Annotated in this window: 14 protein-coding genes; 7 read left to right on the top strand and 7 right to left on the bottom strand. The window is 73.1% G+C overall.

Features of this window, described 5'->3' with window-relative positions:
- Positions 1 to 56: 56 nt before the first annotated feature.
- From recC to recD, 3 genes are read left to right on the top strand one after another with little or no spacing between them, the layout of a single operon-like run.
- Entirely contained in the window at positions 57 to 3,347 is a 3,291-nt protein-coding gene (recC, locus tag ACGWYL_RS15155; protein WP_395487594.1) for an exodeoxyribonuclease V subunit gamma, read from the top strand.
- Complete coding sequence (locus ACGWYL_RS15160; protein ID WP_395487595.1) at positions 3,344 to 6,679, top strand: UvrD-helicase domain-containing protein; 3,336 nt, start codon at positions 3,344 to 3,346, stop codon at positions 6,677 to 6,679. Before recC ends, ACGWYL_RS15160 begins: the two co-directional genes overlap by 4 nt.
- Positions 6,676 to 8,367 (top strand): exodeoxyribonuclease V subunit alpha, encoded by a 1,692-nt coding sequence (recD, locus tag ACGWYL_RS15165; RefSeq protein WP_395487596.1) that lies wholly within the window; start codon positions 6,676 to 6,678, stop codon positions 8,365 to 8,367. Before ACGWYL_RS15160 ends, recD begins: the two co-directional genes overlap by 4 nt.
- A 1-nt stretch (position 8,368) precedes the next feature.
- Here the strand turns inward: recD and ACGWYL_RS15170 are convergent, their stop codons facing one another.
- The 3 genes from ACGWYL_RS15170 to ACGWYL_RS15180 all read right to left on the bottom strand — a co-directional run bounded on the left by ACGWYL_RS15170 (position 8,369) and on the right by ACGWYL_RS15180 (position 11,931).
- Complete coding sequence (locus ACGWYL_RS15170) at positions 8,369 to 9,955, bottom strand: MDR family MFS transporter (protein WP_179424162.1); 1,587 nt, start codon at positions 9,953 to 9,955, stop codon at positions 8,369 to 8,371.
- Positions 9,952 to 10,578, bottom strand: a complete 627-nt coding sequence (locus ACGWYL_RS15175; protein WP_269302543.1) for a TetR/AcrR family transcriptional regulator — start codon at positions 10,576 to 10,578, stop codon at positions 9,952 to 9,954. The genes ACGWYL_RS15170 and ACGWYL_RS15175 overlap by 4 nt, the downstream gene beginning before the upstream one ends.
- A 177-nt stretch (positions 10,579 to 10,755) precedes the next feature.
- On the bottom strand, positions 10,756 to 11,931 hold the full coding sequence (locus tag ACGWYL_RS15180) for an NAD(P)/FAD-dependent oxidoreductase (RefSeq protein ID WP_395487597.1): 1,176 nt from the start codon (positions 11,929 to 11,931) through the stop codon (positions 10,756 to 10,758).
- Between the two features lie 117 nt (positions 11,932 to 12,048).
- On the opposite strand from ACGWYL_RS15180, the gene ACGWYL_RS15185 reads away from it, so the two are divergent.
- Complete coding sequence (locus ACGWYL_RS15185) at positions 12,049 to 13,758, top strand: aminotransferase class I/II-fold pyridoxal phosphate-dependent enzyme (protein ID WP_395487598.1); 1,710 nt, start codon at positions 12,049 to 12,051, stop codon at positions 13,756 to 13,758.
- The gene (locus tag ACGWYL_RS15190) at positions 13,758 to 14,561 is read left to right on the top strand and encodes a phosphatidate cytidylyltransferase (protein WP_395487599.1); all 804 of its coding nucleotides are present in this window, start codon (positions 13,758 to 13,760) and stop codon (positions 14,559 to 14,561) included. The genes ACGWYL_RS15185 and ACGWYL_RS15190 overlap by 1 nt, the downstream gene beginning before the upstream one ends.
- A gap of 76 nt (positions 14,562 to 14,637) precedes the next feature.
- Here the strand turns inward: ACGWYL_RS15190 and ACGWYL_RS15195 are convergent, their stop codons facing one another.
- Positions 14,638 to 17,556 (bottom strand): vitamin B12-dependent ribonucleotide reductase, encoded by a 2,919-nt coding sequence (locus ACGWYL_RS15195; protein ID WP_179424158.1) that lies wholly within the window; start codon positions 17,554 to 17,556, stop codon positions 14,638 to 14,640.
- Between the two features lie 58 nt (positions 17,557 to 17,614).
- Positions 17,615 to 18,121: a transcriptional regulator NrdR gene (nrdR, locus tag ACGWYL_RS15200; protein ID WP_179424157.1), complete on the bottom strand. Its 507-nt coding sequence runs from the start codon at positions 18,119 to 18,121 to the stop codon at positions 17,615 to 17,617.
- Between the two features lie 379 nt (positions 18,122 to 18,500).
- Here nrdR and ACGWYL_RS15205 point away from each other — a divergent pair, with 379 nt between their 5' ends.
- Positions 18,501 to 19,607, top strand: a complete 1,107-nt coding sequence (locus tag ACGWYL_RS15205; protein ID WP_395487600.1) for a DUF6596 domain-containing protein — start codon at positions 18,501 to 18,503, stop codon at positions 19,605 to 19,607.
- A 54-nt stretch (positions 19,608 to 19,661) separates the two neighbouring features.
- A complete protein-coding gene (locus ACGWYL_RS15210; RefSeq protein ID WP_179424155.1) occupies positions 19,662 to 20,168 on the top strand; it encodes a Dps family protein in 507 nt (168 codons plus the stop codon).
- 63 nt (positions 20,169 to 20,231) lie between these two features.
- Here the strand turns inward: ACGWYL_RS15210 and ACGWYL_RS15215 are convergent, their stop codons facing one another.
- Both ACGWYL_RS15215 and ACGWYL_RS15220 read right to left on the bottom strand, forming a co-directional pair.
- Complete coding sequence (locus ACGWYL_RS15215; protein WP_395487601.1) at positions 20,232 to 20,738, bottom strand: hypothetical protein; 507 nt, start codon at positions 20,736 to 20,738, stop codon at positions 20,232 to 20,234.
- A gap of 145 nt (positions 20,739 to 20,883) precedes the next feature.
- Positions 20,884 to 21,282: a LysM domain-containing protein gene (locus ACGWYL_RS15220; RefSeq protein ID WP_179424153.1), complete on the bottom strand. Its 399-nt coding sequence runs from the start codon at positions 21,280 to 21,282 to the stop codon at positions 20,884 to 20,886.
- Positions 21,283 to 21,350: the final 68 nt, after the last annotated feature.

The raw sequence follows: 21,350 nt of genomic DNA on the forward strand, positions 1-21,350 counted from the left end.
CCCGTTCACCGGGGCCGCTCCGCGTGTCGGTGGGACACGGCAGACTGAGGCTCGACATGACCTTCCACCTGCACCGCGCCGAGCGCACCGACGTGCTCGCCGACGGCCTCGCCGCCCTGCTGGCCGAGCCCACCGACGACCCGTTCGCCACCGAGCTCGTCGTCGTCGCGGCCCTGGGCACCGAGCGCTGGCTGTCGCAGCGGCTCAGTCACCGGCTGGGCGCGTCCCCCGGCGGGGGCGACGGGGTCACGGCCGGCGTCCGGTTCGCGCGGCCGCACTCGATCGTCGCCGAGCTGCTCGGCGAGGACGAGCAGGACCCGTGGCGACCCGACGCCCTGGTGTGGCGGGTGCTCGAGGTGCTCGACGCGTCGCTCGGCGAGCCGTGGCTGGCGCCCGTCGCGCGCCACGTCGGTGAGGGCCATTCCGGCCTCGAGCGCGAGCTGCGTCTCGACCGGCGGCTGGGCGTCGCGCGGAGCGTCGCCGCCCGGCTGCACGCCTACGCGCGCCAGCGTCCCTCGATGACGCGGGCGTGGTCGCAGGGCCGCGACGAGGACGGCACCGGCGCCGCGCTGCCCGCCGACGTGCGCTGGCAGGCCGAGGTGTGGCGCCGTGTGCGGGCGCGGATCGACGCGCCCTCGCCCGACGAGCGCATCGCCGCCACGATCGCCGACCTCGGCGCGTCCGCGGCCGCCGCCGACCTCCCCGCCCGCGTCAGCCTCTTCGGCCACAGCCGCCTCCCGCTCGGCGAGCTGCAGGTGCTGGCGGCGCTCGCCGCGCAGCGCGACGTGCACCTGTGGCTGCCGCACGCCTCCTCCGTCGCCTGGGACCGCCTCGACGACGTCGCCGCGATCGTCCCGCGCGGCGACGACGACACCGCCGAGCGGGTCGAGAATCCCCTGCTGGCCGCCCTCGGCCGCGACGTGCGCGAGCTCCAGCGGTCGCTCGCCTCGGTTGCCCCTGAAGCCGTCACGCACCCGTCGCTCCCCGTGCCTCGCCCGGACACGCTGCTGGGGCGGCTGCAGGCCGACGTCGCCGCCGATCGGCCCGGTGCCGGCGGACCGGTCCCGCCGGCGTCCGACCGCTCGGTGCAGGTGCACGCCTGCCACGGTCGCGCGCGGCAGGTCGACGTGCTGCGCGACGTCGTCGTCGGCCTGCTCGAGGACGACCCCACGCTCGAGCCGCGCGACGTGCTCGTCATGGTGCCCGACATCGAGGCCTACGCCCCGCTGTTCCACGCGGCCTTCGGCCAGTCCGAGGTCCTCGGCGACACGCCCCACCATCCCGGCCACCGGCTGCGCGTCATGCTCGCCGACCGTGCCGCCTCGCGCACCAATCCCCTGCTCGGGCTGACCGTCTCGGTGCTCGAGCTCGCCCGGCGCGGCCGCGCCACCAACGCCGAGGTGCTCGACCTGCTCGGCACCGAGCCCGTGCGGCAGCGCTTCGACCTCGACGACGACGCGATCGAGCGGATCGCCGGCTGGGTCGAGTCCAGCGGCGTGCGCTGGGGGTTCGATGCCGAGCACCGACGGCGCTTCGGTCTGCGGGTCGAGCAGAACACCTGGCGCGCGGGGCTCGACCGCCTCGTCGCCGGCGTCGTGGCCACCGAGGACCCCAGCCGGCCCGTGGCCGACGTGCTGCCGCTCGACGACGTCCCCAGCGGCGACGTCGACCTCGCGGGTCGACTGGTCACGTTCGTCGACGGCCTCGAGCAGGCGGTCGAGGCGTTCGGGCGCGACGCCACCATGGCGCAGTGGTCGGCGCGGATCGCGGCGATGCTCGACGACCTCGCCGAGGTCCCGCACCGCGACGCGTGGCAGCGCCAGCAGGTCGAGCGCGAGCTGGAGCGCCTCGACGACGAGTCCACGGTGCTCCGCCCGGGCGAGGTCCTCTCGATGGTCCGCGACCGCTGGGCCGGCCGCCCGTCGCGCGCCAGCTTCCGCACCGGCAGCCTCACCGTCTGCACGATGGTGCCGATGCGCTCGGTGCCCCACCGGGTCGTGTGCCTGGTCGGCCTCGACGACGGCACGTTCCCGCGGGCCACCCACGTCGACGGCGACGACGTGCTGGCCCGCCGTCCGCTCACGGGCGAGCGCGACGCGCGGGCCGAGGACCGTCAGCTGCTGCTCGACGCGGTCATGTCGGCCACCGAGACCCTCGTCGTCACCTACACCGGCGCCGACGAGCACCGCGGCCAGCCGCGTCCGCCGGCCGTCCCGCTCGGCGAGCTGCTCGACCAGGTGCGGCGCACGGCGGGCGAGGTCGACGTCGTCACCCATCACCCGCTGCAGCCGTTCGACCCGCGGAACCTGCGTCCCGGCGCGATCACCGCCGACGGGCGTCCCTTCAGCTTCGACCCCGCCGCGCTGGCCGGGGCCCGGGCCAGCCTGCGGCCGCGCACCGAGCCCCCACCGTTCCTGTCCGAGCCGCTGCCCGCGGCCGCCCGCGAGGACCTCGTGCTGGCCGACCTCGTCGGGTTCGTGCAGAACCCGGTCCGGGCGTTCTGGCGGCAGCGGCTCGACGTGCTGCTGCGGGGCGAGGAGGACCTGCTCGACGAGGACCTGCCCATCACGCTCGACGGGCTCGAACGGTGGCGCATCGGCCAGCGCCTGCTCGACGACGCCGTGCGCGGCGTCGCCCCGGCCGACGCCTGGTCGGCCGTGTGGCGCGCCGGGATGATGCCCCCGGGCCGGCTGGGCGAGGCCGTGGGCACCGACGTCGGCACGCGCGTGGCCACCCTCGTCGCGGGCACCGCCGCACTGCGCACCGGCGACGCCTCCACGATCGACGTCGACGTCGCGCTGCCCGACGGACGGCGCCTCACCGGCACGGTCGAGGGCGTGCACGACGACCGTCTCGTCACGGTCTCCTACTCCACGGTGCACGGTCGGCACCGCCTGCGGGACTGGGTGCGCTTGCTCGCGCTGGCGTGCGAGCGTCCTGAGGTGCCGTGGGTCGCCCACCTCGCCGGCAAGGTCGGTCGTGGCACGGCCCAGGTCGTCACCCGCGCCCCCGACTCGCGTGAGGAGGCGCTCGGCCTGCTCGCCGATCTCGTCGAGCTGCGCGACGCGGGACTCGTGCGGCCGCTGCCGCTGCCGGTCGAGCTGGCCCGGCTGTTCGCGTTCCAGCAGCGGGCCCGCGGCCCGCAGGCCGCGGCCCGCATCGCCGCGCGCGAATGGCAGCGCGAGCCCAAGGCCTACGGCCCACCCGCCGACCGCGACGCGGAGGAGATCGTGCGCGTGTGGGGTCCGAAGGCGCCGTTCTCGGCGCTCGTCGCCGACGGGTTCACGTCGCTCGCCGCGCGCCTGTGGGACGGCGCGCTCGACCACCAGCAGGAGGCCGCGCTGTGACCACTTCCCCGGCGGACGACCGCCCCACCGACCTGCGTCCGTTCGACATCGCCGATCCGCTGCCGAGCGGCACGACACTGCTCGAGGCGAGCGCCGGCACCGGCAAGACCTGGACCATCGGCGCGCTCGTCTCCCGTTACGTCGCCGAGGGCGTCGTCACGCTGCCCGAGCTCCTCGTCATCACGTTCGGCCGGGCCGCCAGCCGCGAGATGCGCGAGCGCGTCCGCGACCAGCTCGTGGCGGCCGAGGCCGCGCTCGCCGACCCGGCGGCGCACCGCGACGGCGACGACCCGCTGCTCGCGCTGCTGGTCGACGTCCCCGAGGCCGAGCTCGCCGCCCGCCGTGCCCGCCTCCGCGCGGCGCTGGCCGACTTCGACGGCGCGACGATCGCGACCACCCACCAGTTCTGCCAGACCGTCCTGCGCAGCCTGGGCACCGCCGGCGACTCCGACGGCTCGGCCGAGCTGACCGACGACCTCACCGAACTGGTCGACCAGATCGTCGACGACCTCTACGTCGCGAAGTACGCGAACGAGGACGGGCCCGCACTCTCGCACGGCCAGGCCCGCACGCTGGCCCAGGCCGTCGTCTCCGACCCGCACGCCGCCCTCGTGCCGGCCGAGGCCGACCCGGACTCCCCGGCGGGCGTGCGCGTCCGGTTCGCCCACGCCGTCCGGCGACGGCTCGACCAGCGCAAGCGCGAGCTCGGCCTGCTCGACTACGACGACCTGCTGAAGCGGCTCGAGACCGTGCTGGAGGATCCCGACTCGCCCGCCCGCGCGCTCATGCGGTCGCGCTGGCGGGTCGTGCTCGTCGACGAGTTCCAGGACACCGACCCCGTCCAGTGGAACGTGCTCGACCGCGCCTTCAGCGGCGCGGCCACGCTCGTACTCATCGGCGACCCGAAGCAGGCGATCTACGCGTTCCGGGGCGGCGACGTCCACACCTACCTGCGCGCGGCGGCCACGGCCACCGAGCGGCGCACCCTGCCCGTCAACTGGCGCAGCGACGCGCCGCTGGTCGAATCGCTCGGCGCCACCTTCGCGGGCGCGCAGCTGGGCCACCCCGACATCGCGGTGCGTCCCGTCCGGGCGCGGCACGCGGGCAGCCGGCTGACGGGCCTGCCGCACCCCGCGGCGTTCCGGCTGCGGGTGCTCGACCGCGAGGACACCGACGAGCCCGAGCGCGACCTGCCCGTGGCGGCCGCGCGCGAGCGGATCGTCGAGGACCTGGCGCTCGACGTCGCCGAGGCGCTGGCGTCCGGCGCCACCTACGACTCCGGCTCCGAGGTGCGACCCCTGGCCGCCGGCGACATCGCCGTTCTCGTCGCCACGGGTGTCGAGGCCGACCTCGTGCGCCGCACCTTCGCCCGGCACGGCATCCCGGCGGTCCTCGGCGGCGGCAGCAACGTGCTCGTCAGCCAGGCCGCCGACGACTGGCTCACCCTGCTCGAGGCGATGGAGTCGCCGCAGCGCTCCGGGCTGGTGCGCGCCGCGGGGCTCACCGACCTCCTCGGCCACGACGCGGCCACGCTCGTCGCCGGCGGCGACCGGCTGACCGACGCGCTCGCCACCCGGGTCCGCGACCTGGCCGACCTGCTGGGCGCCCGCGGGGTGGCCGCGGTCGTCGAGTCCCTCACCGACGAGGTCTTCGCCGCACGCATCCTGGCCCGACCCGACGGCTACCGGCGGATGACCGACCTGCGCCACGTCGCGCACCTGCTGCACGAGGTCGCCCTGCGCGAGCGGCTCGGCCTCTCGGGCCTCGTCCAGTGGCTGCGGCGCAAGCGGGCCGAGACCGGCGAGTCGGCCGAGCTGACCCGTCGCCTCGACAGCGACGCGAAGGCCGTCCAGGTGCTCACGATCCACGCCAGCAAGGGCCTCGAGTTCCCCATGGTCCACCTGCCGTTCCTGTTCAATCGCTGGCGTCCCGACCGCGATGAGCGACCGCGCTTCCACGACGCGTCGGGCGCCCGGATCCTCGACGTCGGCGGCCCGGGCTCGCCCGACTTCGCCGCGCACTCCCGCGCCGCCCAGACCGAGGACGCCGGCGAGGTGCTGCGGCTGGCCTACGTCGCGATGACCCGCGCCAAGTCGCAGCTGGTCGCCTGGTGGGCGCCCACGCGCGACGCCCGCAACTCCGGCCTGCACCGCCTGCTGTTCCGGCCCGATCCCGCGCGCCCCGAGGTGCCCGACGAGGTCCCGGCGCCCGACGACCCCACGGCGTGGTCGGTGCTGCGCGGCTGGCACGAGCGCGGCGGGCCCGAGCTCGAGCGGGTCGACCCGCGCACCGTGCCCGCCACCGCCCCGGGCGACGAGCCCGCCGACCTCGCCGTGCGCACCTTCGACCGCGAGCTCGACACCACGTGGCGGCGCACCTCCTACTCCGGGCTCATCCGTGCCGAGCAGGAGGCCGCACCGCACGTCGGCACCGAGCCCGACGCCGAGGGCACCACGGACGAGATCGACCTGCCGGTCGTGGCCACCGAACGCGACGAGCGGCCCTCCCCCATGGCCGACCTGCCCAAGGGCGCCACGTTCGGCAGTCTCGTGCACGCCGTCCTCGAGGAGGTCGACGTCACGGCGGCCGACCTGCGCGCCGAGCTCGAGGAGCGTGTCCTCGAGCAGATCGCCCTGTGGCCGGTCGAGCTGGACGTCGACGCCACGGTCGCCGCGTTCGAGGCCATCCTCACCACGCCGCTCGGTCCGCTGGCGGACGACCTCGACCTCGCGACGGTCCTGGCGGAGCGACAGTTCAAGGAGCTCGACTTCGAGCTGCCCCTGGGCGGCGGCGACCACCCGGTGGCCACGATCGGACGGCTGGGCCAGCTGGCCGACCTGCTCGAGCAGCACCTGCCCGCCGACGACCCGCTGCGGCCGTTCGCCGACCGGCTCCGCGCTCCCGCTTTGGCCGACCAGCCGCTGCGGGGGTACCTGACCGGCTCGATCGACCTCGCGCTCCGGCTGCCGTCCGGACGGTTCCTCGTGGTCGACCACAAGACGAACTGGCTCGGCGCGCCCGACGCGCCGCTCACGATCGGCGGGTACCGACCCGACGCGCTCGCCACCGCGATGAACTCGGGTACCTACCCGCTGCAGGCGCTGCTGTACGCGGTCGTCCTGCACCGCTTCCTGCGCTGGCGGGTACGCGGCTACGACCCGCACGAGCACCTCGGCGGGGTCCTCTACCTCTACGTGCGCGGCATGGTCGGTGCCGACGCGCCGCGGGTCGACGGCGTGCCCTACGGCGTCTTCTCGTGGCGGCCGCCCACCGGGCTCGTCCTCGCCCTGTCCGACCTGCTCGACGGCACCACCCGCGAGGAGGCCTCGTGACCGCCCCCGCCACGATCGACGACTTCGTCGCCGCCGAGGAGCTCACCACCGGCGACGCGCTCATGACGGCGCGCCTCGCGCGGCTCACCGGCGAGACGGCGCCGCTGCCGCTGCTCGCGCTGGCGTTCGCGGTCCGTGCCGTCCGGCACGGGTCCACGTGCTTCGACCCGCGCCAGGACCCCGGGGTCCCCGGCCTGGCCTGGCCCGACCCGCGGGCCTGGCTCGACGCCGTCCGCTCCAGCCGGCTCGGGCGCGTGCTCCTGGTCGAGCACGACCTGCTCTACCTCGACCGCTACCGCGAGCTCGAGGTCGCGCTGTGCGACGACCTCGCCGCCCGGGCCGCCGCCACGCCGCCGGCGCTCGACGAGGAACGGCTCGTCGCCGACCTCGACCGGCTGTTCCCCGGCGCCGACCACGTCGACCAGCGCGCGGCTGCCGAGCGCGCCGCACGGGTCGGCACGATCGTGCTCACCGGTGGGCCGGGCACGGGCAAGACCACCACGGTGGCGGGCGTCCTGGCGATCCTGCAGGCGCAGTCGCTGGCCACCCTCGGCCGTCCGCTGCGCGTCGCGCTGACGGCGCCCACGGGCAAGGCCGCGGCCCGCATGCGCGAGGCCGTCGCGGCCACCGCCGCTCGGCTCGACCTCACCCCCGACGAGCGCGAGTGGCTCACGGCGCTGCCCGCCTCGACGATGCACCGCCTGCTGGGCTGGCGCCACGACAACCACACGCGGTTCCGCCACGACCGCACGCGGCGGCTGCCGCACGACGTCGTGGTCGTCGACGAGACGTCGATGGCGTCGCTGGAGAACGTCGCGCGGCTGCTCGAGGCGCTGCGGCCCGACACGCGGCTCATCCTCGTCGGCGACGCCGACCAGCTCGCCTCGGTCGAGGCCGGCGCGGTGCTCCACGACGTGGTGGCCGGCTGGTCCGACCAGCACGTCGTCCGGCTCATCCGCAGCCATCGCTTCGGGGCGGGCATCGGCCGCCTGGCCGAGGCCGTCCGCGACGGCGACGCCGACACTGCCGTCGCCCTGCTGACGGCCGGCGATCCGACCATCCGTCTCGTCGACCCGGCCCGCGCCCAGGCCGAGCTCGAGGGCACGCTGCTCCCCCTGGCCCGCGATCTCGTCGCCGCCGGTCGCGCCGGCGACGCCGCCACCGCGCTCCGACGGCTCGGCGGGCACCGCCTGCTGTGCGCCCACCGCGACGGGCCCACAGGTGCCACCACCTGGAACGACCACGTCACCGCCTGGCTGCGACCCGACGTCGGCTACGACGACTGGTACCCGGGCCGACCCGTGCTGGTCACCCGCAACGACGCGCCGCTGGGCGTGTTCAACGGCGATGGCGGCGTCGTGGTGGCGCGCGACGGGCACGTCGAGGTCGTCCTCGACGGCGATCCCGTCCGCGAGCTGGCGACGTCGCGGCTGCCCGACGTCCAGACCGGCTACGCCATGACGATCCACCGCAGCCAGGGCAGTGAGTTCGAGCACGTCACCGTCCTGCTGCCGGGTCCGGACTCGCGCGCCATGACGCGCGAGCTGCTCTACACGGCGATCACCCGCTCGGTCGCCGCGGTGACCGTGATCGGCACGCCCGAGGACATCCGGACGGCGATCGGGCGGCGAGTCGCCCGATCCAGTGGGATCGCGGAGCGACTCGCCGCCCGAGCAGCGGTGGGGTAGGTCAGCGCTCGGCGCCGGTCATCGCCTCCGTGGCGTCGAGGGTCTGCTCGCCGAGCGACTCCTCCTGCTTGGACGCCTCAATCGTGTGGCGCAGCGGCTTCTCGTGCACGAACCACAGCACGAGGGCCGAGACCAGCGTCAGCGGCGCCAGCCACAGGAAGATCGGCATCAGCGCGCCGTTGTAGGCGGTCACGACGATGTCGTGGATCTCCTGCGGGAGGTGGGCCACCGAGTCGGGCGTCAGCGAGGACGACCCACTGTGCGCCTCGCCGGCCGACGGCAGCCTGGTCGCGAGCGACTCGGTCAGGCGCGACGTGAAGATCGAGCCCACGGCCGCGGCACCGAGCGTGCCGCCCACTTGGCGGAAGTAGTTGTTCGCCGCGGTGGCCGTGCCGACGATGCGGTGCGAGAACGAGTTCTGCACGATCAGCGTCAGGATCTGCATGCCCAGGCCGATGCCGATGCCGAGCACCAGCAGCGAGCCCTCGATCTGCCAGCGCGAGTCGCCGATCTCGATCGTGGAGAGCAGGAACAGGCCGAGACCCGTGACCAGCGCGCCGGCGATCGGGTACCAGCGGTACTTGCCCGTGCGGCTGACGGCCTGGCCCACGACGATGGACGTGACGAGCATGCCGCCCATCATCGGGATCATCATGAGGCCCGCGTGGGTGGCGTCGACGCCGACCGACATCTGCAGGTAGGTGGGCAGGTACGACAGCGACCCGAACATCGCGACGCCGAGGATGATGACGCCTACCGTCGTGAGGTTGAAGTTCCGGTCGCGGAACAGCGCCAGCGGCATGACGGGCTCCTCCGCGCGACGCTCGACCGCGACGAACGCGATCGCGCCGACGATGGTCGTCACGATGAGGCCGATGATCTGCGGGCTGTTCCAGTCGTACTGGTGGCCGCCCCACGTCGCGGCGAGGATCAGCGAGCTCGTCGCGAGGGCGAGCAGCGCCATGCCGAGGAAGTCGACCCGGGTCCGGGCCCGCTCGGTGGTGGGCTTGTGCAGCAGCGCGACCACGGCGACGGCCGCGATGATGCCCAGCGGCACGTTGATCCAGAAGGTCCAGCGCCAGCCGGGACCCTCGGTGAACCAGCCGCCGAGCAGCGGGCCGGCGACCGAGGAGAGGCCGAACACAGCACCGAGGATGCCCATGTACTTGCCGCGGTCGCGGGCCGGCACCACGTCGGCGATGGCGGCCTGCGACAGCACCATGAGGCCGCCGCCGCCGAGGCCCTGGACGGCGCGGCCGGCGATCAGGACGGTCATGTCCTGGGCGAGGGCGCCCACGAGCGAGCCGATCGTGAACAGGGTGATCGCGATCAGCAGCATGGGCTTGCGGCCGACGCGGTCGCCGAGGCGGCCGTAGATCGGCATCGTGACGGTCATGCCCAGCAGGTAGGCGGTCATGACCCACGCGATGTGGTCGGCGCCGTCGAGCGAGCCGACGATCGTCGGCAGCGCGGTCGACAGGACCGTCTGGCTCAGGGAGGCGAGCAGCATGACGAGCATGAGCGCGGCGAAGACGAGGGTGACGGTGCGCTTCTCGTGCGTCGTGGTGGAGGGGGATGTCGTGGTCATAGGGCGGTGGAGGTGACCTTCCGGAAGGTGGCGATGGCCGCGTCGAGGGCGTCGTCGCGGTGGGACATGAGCTGGTCGGGGTCGTTCGTCCACGCGAGCGTGACGACCGATCCGGCCAGCAGGATCAGGGCGCGGGCCTCGTGCAGGTCGGCCGGGAGGCCGGCGATGCCGAGCCACGGGGTCTCGACGTCCTCGACGAAGCGGGCGACGACGAGCTTGCGCGCGTCGGTGAAGACCTGGGTGAGTCGCGAGCGCAGCCGCGGGTTGGCCGCGGACAGCGCGCGGCGCTGGGCGAGGTCGACCTCGGGACCGATGGTGCTGGAGGCGACCTCCAGGACCAGGAGGCTGACGCGCTTGAGCGCGGGTTGGCCCTCGGAGTCGCGCAGCGCCTGCAGCGTCTCCTCGGTGACCCGCGCCGGACGGACGCCGACGATGGCGTCCTCCTTGGACTCGAAGTAGTTGAAGAAGGTGCGCGGAGAGATGCCGGCGGTGGCCGCGATCTGCGCGACCGTGACGGCGTCGGGACCGTGCTCGAGGGCGGCCGTGGCCGCGGCATGGTGGATGGCGGTCCACGTCTGGCGCTGGCGCTCGGCCACGAGAGGGCTGACGACTTCAGTTTGCACAACTGCATTCTATGCAGTCGTGCAAACCTTGCACCAGTGCAGAGCGACGGTAACTGCGAGTTGCCCCCGTGTCGTTCGTCACCTACGGTCGAGGGGTCCCGCGCACGCCCCCGCAGCTCGGGACGGGGCCCCGGGCGGTGTGGTGCAGACCGGGGCCCCACCCCGGCGGCGGCCCGCTCAGCTCAAGTCGGTCAGCTCCGAGCGGTCCACTCGGGTGCCGACCATCTCGCGCAGCGTGTCGTTCACGTCCCAGATCCCCACGTTCATGCCCGCGGTCAGCCGCGACTCCTCGTCGATCCAGTAGGCGATGAAGGCATTCGCCTCGAGGTCGCCGCGGATCTCCACCGTGTCCTTGGGTCCGGGGCGCCCGACGTACTCCATCGAGAACTCGAACTGGTCGGTGTAGAAGTACGGGTACCAGTCGTGCACCGTGTCGCGGCCCAGCAGCACGTCGGCCACGGCGCGGCCCTGCCGGATCGCGTTGTCCCAGTGCTCGACGCGGAGCCGGTCCTCGAGCGTCACGTTCCACGCTCCCGCGACGTCGCCGATCGCCAGGACGTGCTCGTCGGCGGTCTGGAACCGCTCGTCCACGACGATGCCGTCGTCCACCTCGAGGCCGGACGCCTCGGCCAGCGCCGTCGCCGGCACCGCACCGATCGCGACGAGGACGTGGTCGGCCTCGATGGTCTCCCCCGACGCGCGGACGCCGACGGGTCCGTCGTCCCCCAGCACGATCTCCTCCACCGTGACCCCGGTGCGCAGGTCGACCCCGTGGGAGCGGTGCAACGCGGCCAGGTGCGTGGCCAGCTCGTCGCCGAGCACCCGCTGCAGGGGCAGGTCGTCGCGCTCGAGCACCGTGACTCGGACGTCGTGGCTGCGCGCCGCGGCCGCCACCTCCAGCCCGATCCAGCCCGCGCCGACAATGACGAGCCGGCTCCCGGACTCCAGCGTGGCCAGGATGCGGTCCTTGTCCTCGAGGGTGCGCAGGTAGAGCGCCCGGTCGGCGCCCGGCAGGTCGGGCACCCGCGGCTCGGCGCCGGTCGCCAGCACCAGCAGGTCGTACTCGAGCCGGTCCCCCGACTCCAGCTCGACCCGCCGCGCCTCGCGGTCGAGCGCGGTGACCCGCGTGCCCGTCATCAGCTGCACGTCGTGCTCGGACCACCAGTCGGCGTCGAGCACCGTCGGGTCGGTGTCCTTGCCGAGCAGCAGGTCCTTCGACAGCGGCGGCCGCTCGTACGGCGGGCTCCCCTCGGCGCCCACGACGGTCACCGATCCCTCGTACCCCTCCTCACGCAGTCGCTCGACCGCCTTCGCGGCGGCCAGTCCTCCTCCGACGATCACGAGTCGCTCCATGCCCCCATCGTCCGCCCCGCGGGCCGCGACGCAACCCCGCGCGCGGAGACGATGTGCCCCCACGCACCCCCGCGGTGCCGTAGGTTGGCCACTCGGCCGCCCCGCGAGGAGATCCACGTGAACGACGACCTGACGATTCGTACCGCAACACCGGAGGACGTGTCCTGGGCTCTCGCCCTGCGGCACCGCGTCTATGCGGAGGAGCTCGGGCAGCACCCGACCAACGCCGACGGCCTCCTCACCGACACGCTGGACGGCGACAACGTCTACCTCGTCGCGGCCCGCGACGGCGAGCCGGTCGGCTTCGTGAGCGTCACGCCGCCGTGGGTGGGCCGGTTCGGCCTCGACAAGTACGTCACCCGCGCGGAGCTCCCGCTGCTCGACGAGCCCGACGTGTTCGAGGTCCGCATCCTCACGGTGCGGCCCGACCAGCGGCACACCGGCGTCGCCACGCTGCTGATGTACGCCGCGATGCGCTGGGTGGCCAGCCGCGGCGGTCGCACGATCGTCGCGATGGGACGCAGCGAGGTCATGGACCTCTACCGCGGCGTCGGGCTCGTGCCCACCGGCCGCACGGTGAGCAGCGGCTCGGTCGACTTCGAGGTCATGAGCACGTCCGTCGCCGCTCTCACGGCGCTCGCGCTCGGTCCGTTCGCGGAGCTCGTCGAGCGCTGGCGGAGCACCGTCACGTGGGAGCTCGACGCCCCGTTCGCCACCCGCCCCGACGGCTGCGAGCACGGCGGCGCGTCGTTCGGCGCGATCGGCACCGCCTTCCGCACGCTCGAGCGCCGCACCGAGGTCGTCGCCGCCGACGTCCTCGACGCCTGGTTCGAGCCGGCGCCCGGCGCGCGCGCCCTGCTCGCCGAGGATCCGGGGTGGCTCGCCCGCACGTCCCCGCCGTCGGACGCCGAGGGACTGCTCGCCGAGATCGCCGCCCACCGCGGTCTGCCGGTCGACGCGCTCGCGGTGGGGTCCGGGTCCTCCGACCTCATCTTCCGCGCCTTCACGTCCTGGCTCACGCCGTCCAGCCGGGTGCTGCTCGTCGACCCCGGGTACGGCGAGTACGCCCACGTCACCGAGCGCGTCGTCGGCTGCCACGTCGAGCGGTTCGTCCTCCGGCGCGAGGACGGCTGGCGCGTCGACACCGGGGCCCTCGCGGCCACGGTGGCCGCGGGCGCGTACGACCTCGTCGTGGTGGTGAACCCGAACAACCCCACGGGTCGGCTGACGCCCGCGGAGGACCTCCGTCGTGCGATCACCGCATCGCCGGACGGGACCCGCTGGTGGGTCGACGAGGCCTACCTGGGCTACGTCGGCCCCGGGGAGTCCCTGGCCGGGCTGGCCGCCACCGACCCGCGCCTCGTCGTGTGCACCTCGCTGTCGAAGATGTACGCACTGTCGGGGATGCGCGCCGCCTACCTCGTGGCGCGCCCCGAGACCGCGACCGCGATGCGCCGCCTCACCCCGCCGTGGCAGGTCAGTCTCCCGGCGCAGGTCGCCGCCGTCGCGGCGCTGCGCGATCCCGACCACTACCGCGACGCCTGGGACCGGACCCATGAGCTGCGCCGCGACCTCGCGAAGCGGCTGGACGCGATCGGAGGCCTCGAGGTCGAGGACTCCGAGGCGAACTTCCTGTGCCTCACCCTCCCCCGCGGCGGGCCGAGCGCGGCCTCCTTCGTCGCCGCGCTGCGCGAGCACGACGTCTTCCTGCGCGACTTGTCGCCGCTCTCGCCCGCCTACGAGGGCCGGACCGTACGGGTCGCGGTGCGTGACGTGGAGGAGAACGACCGCATCGTCGCCGCCTGCGCCGAGGTGCTGGGCCGCTGATGGTCTCCGTCGAGTCGCTCGTCCCCTGGATCGGCGGCGCCCTGGTGATCGGCGGGGTCGCGGTCCTGGCGTCCCGGCGCGGGGAGCTGATCCGTCGCTGGCTCATCTGGGCCGGAGCCGTGCCGGTCGTCGTGGCCCTGTTCTGGTGGGGCGAGCCCGGGACGGCCCTGCTCGCCTCGGTGGCCGGCATCGTCGCGGCGATCGAGCTCGGGATCCTGCTCGGGCTGCGCCGCGAGGACGTCGTGGTGCTCGGCGTCGCCCTGGTCGGCGTCGTGGGCACCTCCTGGCTCGAGCCCGACCTCGTCCTGCACGCGCTGGGCGCCGGGGCGCTGCTCGTCGTGGCGCCGCCGCTCCTGCAGGGCGACGCGGACGAGGGGCTGCGCCGGATCAGCGGTGGGCTCCTGGGGCTCGCCTGGCTGGCTCCGCTCGCCGGGCTCGTGACGCTCGGGGGCACCGCGCTGGCCCTGTTCGTCGCCGTGTCGGTGGCCGACATCGTCGCGTTCTTCGCCGGGCCCCGACTCGGCGGACCACGGCTGTCGCCCCTGTCCCCGGCGAAGCGGTGGAGCGGCCTGCTGGTCGGTGCCGCGGCGGGCATCGCCGTGCTCGCGCTGCTCGGCGCGCCGACGTGGCCCACCGCGATCGCGGTCGCCGTCGGCGCCCCGGCCGGCGACCTCCTGGAGTCCCTGGTCAAGCGCGGCGTGCGGGCGAAGGACTCCGGCACCATGATGGCCGGCGCCGGCGGGCTGCTGGACCGGATCGACTCCACGCTCCTGGCGCTGGCCACCGTCCTGCTCCTGTCCTGAGCGCGCGACCCCGGACACACGAGAGCGGCGCGGCCGACCCCTTCCCCAGGGTCGACCGCGCCGCGGCTCGTGACGGTCAGCTGCAGCCGCTGGTGCTGCCGCAGCCCTCGCAGACGTGGCAGGAGCCGGCCGGCCGCATCTTCGTGCCGCAGGTCATGCACAGCGGGCTGTCGACCGCCGCGCCCGTGATCTCCTCCAGCAGCTCCGCCGACGTGTGCGCCTGGCCGGAGGCCGGACGCGCCGTCTCGATCTGGACCTCGACCGCCGCGGCGTCGGCGACCTGCGCCTCGGCCTTCAGCTCGGCCGCGGCCTCGCTCGAGGCGCCCGCGGGCTCCTCGGAGACCAGCTCGGCCGCCGTCGTGCCGTCACCCTTGACCGGCTCGTACGAGCCCGTGTCCAGGTAGCGCTGACGCTCCTCGACCGAGTGGATGGACATCGCCGAACGGGTGTCGAAGTCCAGGTAGTCCAGCGCCACCCGGCGGAACACGTAGTCCATGATCGACTGCGCCATCCGCACGTCCGGGTCGTCGGTCAGACCGGCGGGCTCGAACTTGAGGTTCGTGAACTTGCTGACGAAGGTCTCCAGCGGCACGCCGTACTGCAGGCCGATCGACACCGCGATGCTGAACGCGTCCATCACGCCGGCCAGGGTCGAGCCCTGCTTGCCGAGCTTGAGGAAGATCTCGCCCAGCGTGCCGTCGTCGTGGGCGCCGGAGGTCATGTAGCCCTCGGCACCGCCGACGCTGAAGCTGGTGGTGATCGACGCGCGCGACTTCGGCAGGCGACGACGGATCGGCTTCTCGACGATCTTCTCGACGACCTGGACCTCGGTGGCCTTCGGCGCGTCGGTCTTGTCGTCCTGGGCCTTCTGGCTGGACAGCGGCTGGCCGACCTTGCAGTTGTCGCGGTAGACCGCGAGCGCCTTCAGGCCGAGCTTCCAGCCCTGGAAGTAGACGTCGGCGATCTCGTCGACCGTGGAGGTCTCGGGCATGTTGACCGTCTTGCTGATGGCGCCGGACAGGAACGGCTGGCAGGCCGCCATCATCCGGACGTGGCCCATCGGCTTGATGGCACGCTCGCCGACCGCGCAGTCGAAGACCTCGTAGTGCTCGGGGCGCAGGCCCGGGGCGTCGATGACGTGGCCCTTCTCGGCGATGTACTCCACGATCGCCTCGATGGTCTCGCCGGTGTAGCCCAGCTTCTCCAGCGCGACGGGGATCGTCTGGTTGACGACCTGCAGCGAGCCGCCGCCGACGAGCTTCTTGAACTTGACCAGCGAGAAGTCCGGCTCGATGCCGGTGGTGTCGCAGTCCATCATGAAGCCGATCGTGCCGGTGGGCGCCAGGACCGAGGCCTGCGAGTTGCGCCAGCCGTTCTTCTCACCGATCTTCAGGTTGGCCGCCCACTGCTTGGTGGCCTCCTTCTGCACGGCGATGTCCATCGCGTGCTTGGAGCGGATCTCGTCGTTGGCCGCCTGGTGCTTGCGCATGACGCGCTGGTGGCCGTCGACGTTGGCCGCGTAGCCCTCGTAGGCGCCGACGACACCCGCGAGCTCGGCGCTGCGACGGTAGGACGTGCCCGTCATGAGCGACGTGATCGACGCGGCGAGCGCGCGGCCGCCCTCGGAGTCGTACGCCAGGCCCGAGGCCATCAGCAGGGCGCCGAGGTTGGCGTAGCCGATGCCGAGCTGGCGGAACTTGCGGGTGGTGTCGCCGATCGCCTCGGTCGGGAAGTCGGCGAAGCAGATCGAGATGTCCATCGCGGTGATGATGAACTCGACGCTCTTGACGAACTTCTGCGTGTCGAAGGTGCCCTCGTCGGTGAGGAACTTCAGCAGGTTGAGGCTGGCCAGGTTGCAGCTGGAGTTGTCCAGGTGCATGTACTCGCTGCACGGGTTCGAGGCGGTGATGCGGCCCGACTCCGGCGTGGTGTGCCAGTCGTTGATCGTCGAGTCGTACTGGATGCCCGGGTCGGCGCAGGCCCACGCGGCCTGGGCCATCTTGCCCCACAGGTCGCGGGCGTCGATCTCCTCGATGACCTCGCCGGTGGTGCGGGCACGCAGGCCGAAGGCGGTACCGGCCTCGACGGCCTCCATGAACTCGTCGTTGACGCGGACCGAGTTGTTGGCGTTCTGGTACTGGACGCTGGTGATGTCGGAGCCACCCAGGTCCATGTCGAAGCCCGCGTCACGCAGCACGCGGATCTTCTCCTCCTCGCGCTCCTTGGTCTCGACGAACTCGACGATGTCGGGGTGGTCGACGTCGAGCACGACCATCTTGGCGGCGCGACGGGTGGCGCCACCGGACTTGATCGTGCCGGCGGAGGCGTCGGCGCCACGCATGAAGGAGACCGGGCCCGAGGCGGTGCCGCCGGAGGAGCGGAGCAGCTCCTTGCTCGAGCGGATGCGCGACAGGTTCAGGCCGGCACCGGAGCCGCCCTTGAAGATCAGGCCCTCCTCGCGGTACCAGTTCAGGATCGAGTCCATCGAGTCGTCGACCGCCAGGATGAAGCACGCGCTGACCTGCTGCGGGCTGGACGTGCCCACGTTGAACCACACCGGGCTGTTGAAGCTGAAGACCTGGTGCAGGAGCATGTACGTCAGCTCGTGCTCGAAGATCTCGGCGTCGGCGTCGGAGGAGAAGTAGCCGAAGTCCTTGCCGGCCTTGACGTACGTGAGCACCACGCGGTCGAGCAGCTGGCGCAGGCTCTGCTCACGCTCGGGCGTGCCCACGGCGCCGCGGAAGTACTTGGTGGTGACGATGGTGGAGGCGTTGAGGCTCCAGAAGTCCGGGAACTCCACGCCACGCTGCTCGAAGACGGTCTCGCCGGTCTTCCAGTTGGTCTGGACGACGTCGCGACGCTCCCACGTGACCGCGTCGTAGGGGTGCACGCCTTCGGTGGTGTGGACGCGCTCGATCTTGAGTCCGGCCTTGGAGGCGGACTTGCGGCTGGTGCGAGGGGCGGGTCCCGAGTTCCCGCCGACCGTCTCGGTCATGTGGTGCTCCTGTCCTGGTGGTGCTGCGTGGTTGGGTGTGGCGTCTGGTGGGGGTCCGTCAAGACCCGTGTCCGGGGTCGGCCGCGTCGAGCTCGGCCTCGTCCAGCGTGGAGATGTCGGCGTGGTCGGCCATCAGCCCGGCGATCTCGGCGACGAAGTCGTCGGCGGAGTCGAAGGACTTGTAGACCGAGGCGAACCGCAGGTACGCGACCTCGTCGAGGGTGCGCAGCGGCTCGAGGATGGCCAGTCCGATGTCCTGCGTGTTGATCTCGGCCTGGCCCGAGGCCCGCAGGGTGTCCTCGACCTGCTGGCCCAGGCACGCGAGGTCGTCGGTGGAGACCGGGCGGCCCTTGCAGGCCTTGGCGACGCCGGCGACCGCCTTCTCGCGGACGAACGGCTCGGTGGCGCCCGAGCGCTTCACGACCATGAGCTGCATCTGCTCGATCGTGGTGAAGCGCTTCTCGCACTGCGAGCACGCGCGACGACGACGGATCGAGCCGCCCTCGTCGGCGACGCGGGAGTCGAGCACGCGGGTGTCGGTGTTCCGGCAGAACGGGCAGTGCATGGCTTCCTCCTCGCGTCGGGCGGATCGGGGTCCCCGTGGACGGGCCTGGGGACGAGCTGTGGACAGATCCTCGCGGGCTGTGGGCAACAGCAGGATTGCTGTGGACCTATATGTGGAGAATCACATCCGTGTAACTACTAGATGTAGTGGTCACTCTACGTGCCAGTGAGCCCGTAAGCAACAACTTCGCAGACACGTCCGACAGAATGCGTCGACGCCCCTGCAACCCCGGCGTTTGCGCTGGTGGGAACGGGGGCGACGGTCTCTCGAGTCGCGGAGTCCCGGCGTGTCGGCCACCATCGAGGGGTCACCCGCCCGCGATCGCCGCCCCGAGAATCGAGAGGAGCCCGCGCGCCGCCACCGCGTCGCCCGTCACCCGATGACAACGTCCCTGCCTCGCGAGCTCCGTTCCGCACGCCTGCGCGCCCTGGCCGTCCTGACCGACCGCCTGGGCGACGTCACCCCAGCCCGCACAGCGCTCGACGCCGCGCTGGCCGCGCCGCCGCGAGGCGCTGACGACTGGGAGCCCGACGCCATCCTGGCGCGGGCGTGGGAGGTCGCCGGGCTGGAGCGGCCTCCCGGCAGGGTCCCCGCGGACGACACCGCTCCCGTCCTGCGTCTGCTGGCGACGTGCGCTCATCGATCCCTGCCCGAAGCGGCACGCATCGCGCTCGTGCTCAGCGCGGCCGCTGGGTTGTCCACCGATGAGATCGGGCACGTGTTCGCCGCCCCCGAGTCGGTCATGGCCCAGCGGATCGCCTGGGCCGAGATGCGGGTGCGACCGAGCCTCGGCGAGCCGATCGCCGAGGAGGACGTCTCGGCGCAGCTCGGTCGTGTGCTCGACGTCCTGATGCTGATCTTCGACGACGGCGTCGTGCACCCCCACGCGCCCGTCGACCTGCCGTGGGAGGCGGTCGAGACCACCCGGGTGCTCATCGAGCTCTTCCATGGCGAGCAGGAGCCACGCGCCCTGCTGGCGCTCATGCTGCTCACCCGGGCGCGACGCGACGCACGTCAGGAGTCCGACGGCACCCTGCGCGCGCTCGAGGTCCAGGACCGCGACCTGTGGCACCACGCCGAGATCGAGGAAGGGCTGTTCCTGCTGCGGGGCAGCCAGCGCCAGGGGCGCACCGGGCCCTACCAGGTCCGCGCCTCCATCCAGGCCGCGCACGTCACGGCCCACGAGGCGTCCGACACCGACTGGCCCCGCCTGCTGACGCTGTACGACCGCCTCATGGAGCTCGCACCCTCCGACGCCGTCGCGCTCGGGCGGGCGTGCGCGGTGGCCGAGGTGACGGGCCCCGAGGCCGCGCTGGAGTCGGTCGAGCGCATGGGCGTCGACACGCACCTCTTCCACGCCACCCGTGCCGAGCTGCTGCGCCGGATGGGCCGCGCCGAGGAGGCAGACCGAGCATGGACCGCAGCGATCGCACGCGCGCGCAGCGCGTCGGAGCACCAGAGGCTGCGCGGCGAGGTCGAGCGCTAGTCACGTCACATCCGCTGCGGTTGCGAGCCGCTGCGAGCACCCTACGGTGGAGGCATGGCCACCAAACCCAAGTACACGGTTCCCGGTCTCAGCATCGCCGATGGCGAGAGCATCGCGAAGACGCTGCAGGACCGGTTGAACGCACTCAACGACCTGATGCTGACCCTGAAGCATGTGCACTGGAACGTCGTGGGCCCCCACTTCATCGCCGTGCACGAGATGATCGATCCCCACGTCGTGGAGGTGCGCGACATGGTCGACGAGACCGCGGAGCGCATCGCCACCCTCGGCGCCGTGCCGCTGGGCACGCCCGCCGCGATCGTGGAGGGCCGCTCGTGGGACGACTACCCGCTGGGCCGCGCGACCACGACCGAGCACCTCAAGGCACTCGACGAGGTCTACATCGGCCTCATCGACGACCACCGCAAGGCCCAGGCCGCCGTCGCCGACCTCGATCCCGTGACCGAGGACATGGTCATCGGTCAGATCAAGACGCTGGAGCTGTTCCACTGGTTCGTCCGCGCGCACCTCGAGAGCGCTGGCGGCGAGCTCAAGAGCTGACACTCCCCCCCACTCGAGAACGCCCCCGGTCCGTCGGACCGGGGGCGTTCTGCGTGCAGGGCGTCAGGCGGCGGCGACCGCGGAGCGCCGGGCCTGCAGCACGGCGATCCCGTGGCCGGCCAGCGCGGCGAGGACCTGCAGGGTCATCGACGTGATGACGACGGCCGAGCCGAGCCACCAGTAGACCGGTCCCTCGCCCAGCCCGCTGACGAGCACGATGGCCAGGGAGACGAAGCCGAGCGCTCCCCCGGCCACGACCCAGGCCAACGCGCCCATGTCGGCGGGACGACCGCGCTGCCAGGCCCAGCCGACGACCGCGAGGACGACGAGCAGGACGGCCGCGGCGGGCCAGAGGATCTCGGTGAGCGCACTGCCGAGCCAGGTGGCGGGCGCGTCGATCCCGTGCGCCCCGGCGCGGTCGGGCACGAGCCAGGTGACCGCGCTGGCGAGCAGCAGCACCGCGGCGCGACTGAGCACCTGTCCGCGGAACCGCGTCATCACGTGGATGTGGTGACCGTGGGCGACGATGGCCATGGCGACGACCTCCTCGACATCGTTGTCCTCGTCCACGCTACGCCGCCCCGGCGTCCGGCGGGACCACTACCGCACGAAGGCGTGTCGAACGACGGAAGAACAGACGCACACGGCGCCCACCGGCCCCTTCCCCGAGGCAACGATGGGCGCCGTGTGCTGGCGCGGCGGACGACCGGAGAGGTCAGTCCTGGACCGGCACCGCGAGGGTGGAGCCGATCGGCAGCGAGGCGCCGTCCTCGAGCGCGTTCAGCTTGACGATCTCGTCGACGGTCGAGCGGATGTCGGCGTTGGGACGCGCCTCGGCGGCGATGCTCCACAGGGTCTGTCCGGGCTGGACGGTCACCGTGGTGACGATGCCCGGCTCGGAGGCCGAGTCGGTGGCCGCGACCGCGGAGCCGAAGACGATCGCGAGCGTCGTGATGACGGCGAGCGCCACGGCCACGATCACGGCGCGGCCACGGCCCGTGAGCCGCAGCGGGGCCGCGGGCTGCGCGGCGGCCGACACGTAGGTCGTGCGGGTCACGGCGGGGCGACGCAGGTCGAGCGCCGGGAACGGGGTGTGGTCGAGGGTGATGCTCATGATGGCCTCCGGGGAAGTTCGGGCTGTCGTGCTGTTCGATTCGATCAGGTGTTCTATCGAACACACGA

This window comes from Aeromicrobium sp. JJY06 (assembly GCF_044069275.1).
Lineage (GTDB): Bacteria > Actinomycetota > Actinomycetes > Propionibacteriales > Nocardioidaceae > Aeromicrobium > Aeromicrobium tamlense.

Excerpts from the sequence above, each read along its gene's own strand:
- ACGWYL_RS15210 (WP_179424155.1), top strand. The coding sequence starts at position 19,662 with ATGGCCACCAAACCCAAGTACACGGTTCCCGGTCTCAGCATCGCCGAT.
- ACGWYL_RS15205 (WP_395487600.1), top strand. The coding sequence starts at position 18,501 with ATGACAACGTCCCTGCCTCGCGAGCTCCGTTCCGCACGCCTGCGCGCC.
- recC (WP_395487594.1), top strand. The coding sequence starts at position 57 with ATGACCTTCCACCTGCACCGCGCCGAGCGCACCGACGTGCTCGCCGAC.
- ACGWYL_RS15220 (WP_179424153.1), bottom strand. The coding sequence starts at position 21,282 with ATGAGCATCACCCTCGACCACACCCCGTTCCCGGCGCTCGACCTGCGT.
- ACGWYL_RS15180 (WP_395487597.1), bottom strand. The coding sequence starts at position 11,931 with ATGGAGCGACTCGTGATCGTCGGAGGAGGACTGGCCGCCGCGAAGGCG.
- ACGWYL_RS15190 (WP_395487599.1), top strand. The coding sequence starts at position 13,758 with ATGGTCTCCGTCGAGTCGCTCGTCCCCTGGATCGGCGGCGCCCTGGTG.
- nrdR (WP_179424157.1), bottom strand. The coding sequence starts at position 18,121 with ATGCACTGCCCGTTCTGCCGGAACACCGACACCCGCGTGCTCGACTCC.
- ACGWYL_RS15170 (WP_179424162.1), bottom strand. The coding sequence starts at position 9,955 with ATGACCACGACATCCCCCTCCACCACGACGCACGAGAAGCGCACCGTC.
- ACGWYL_RS15195 (WP_179424158.1), bottom strand. The coding sequence starts at position 17,556 with ATGACCGAGACGGTCGGCGGGAACTCGGGACCCGCCCCTCGCACCAGC.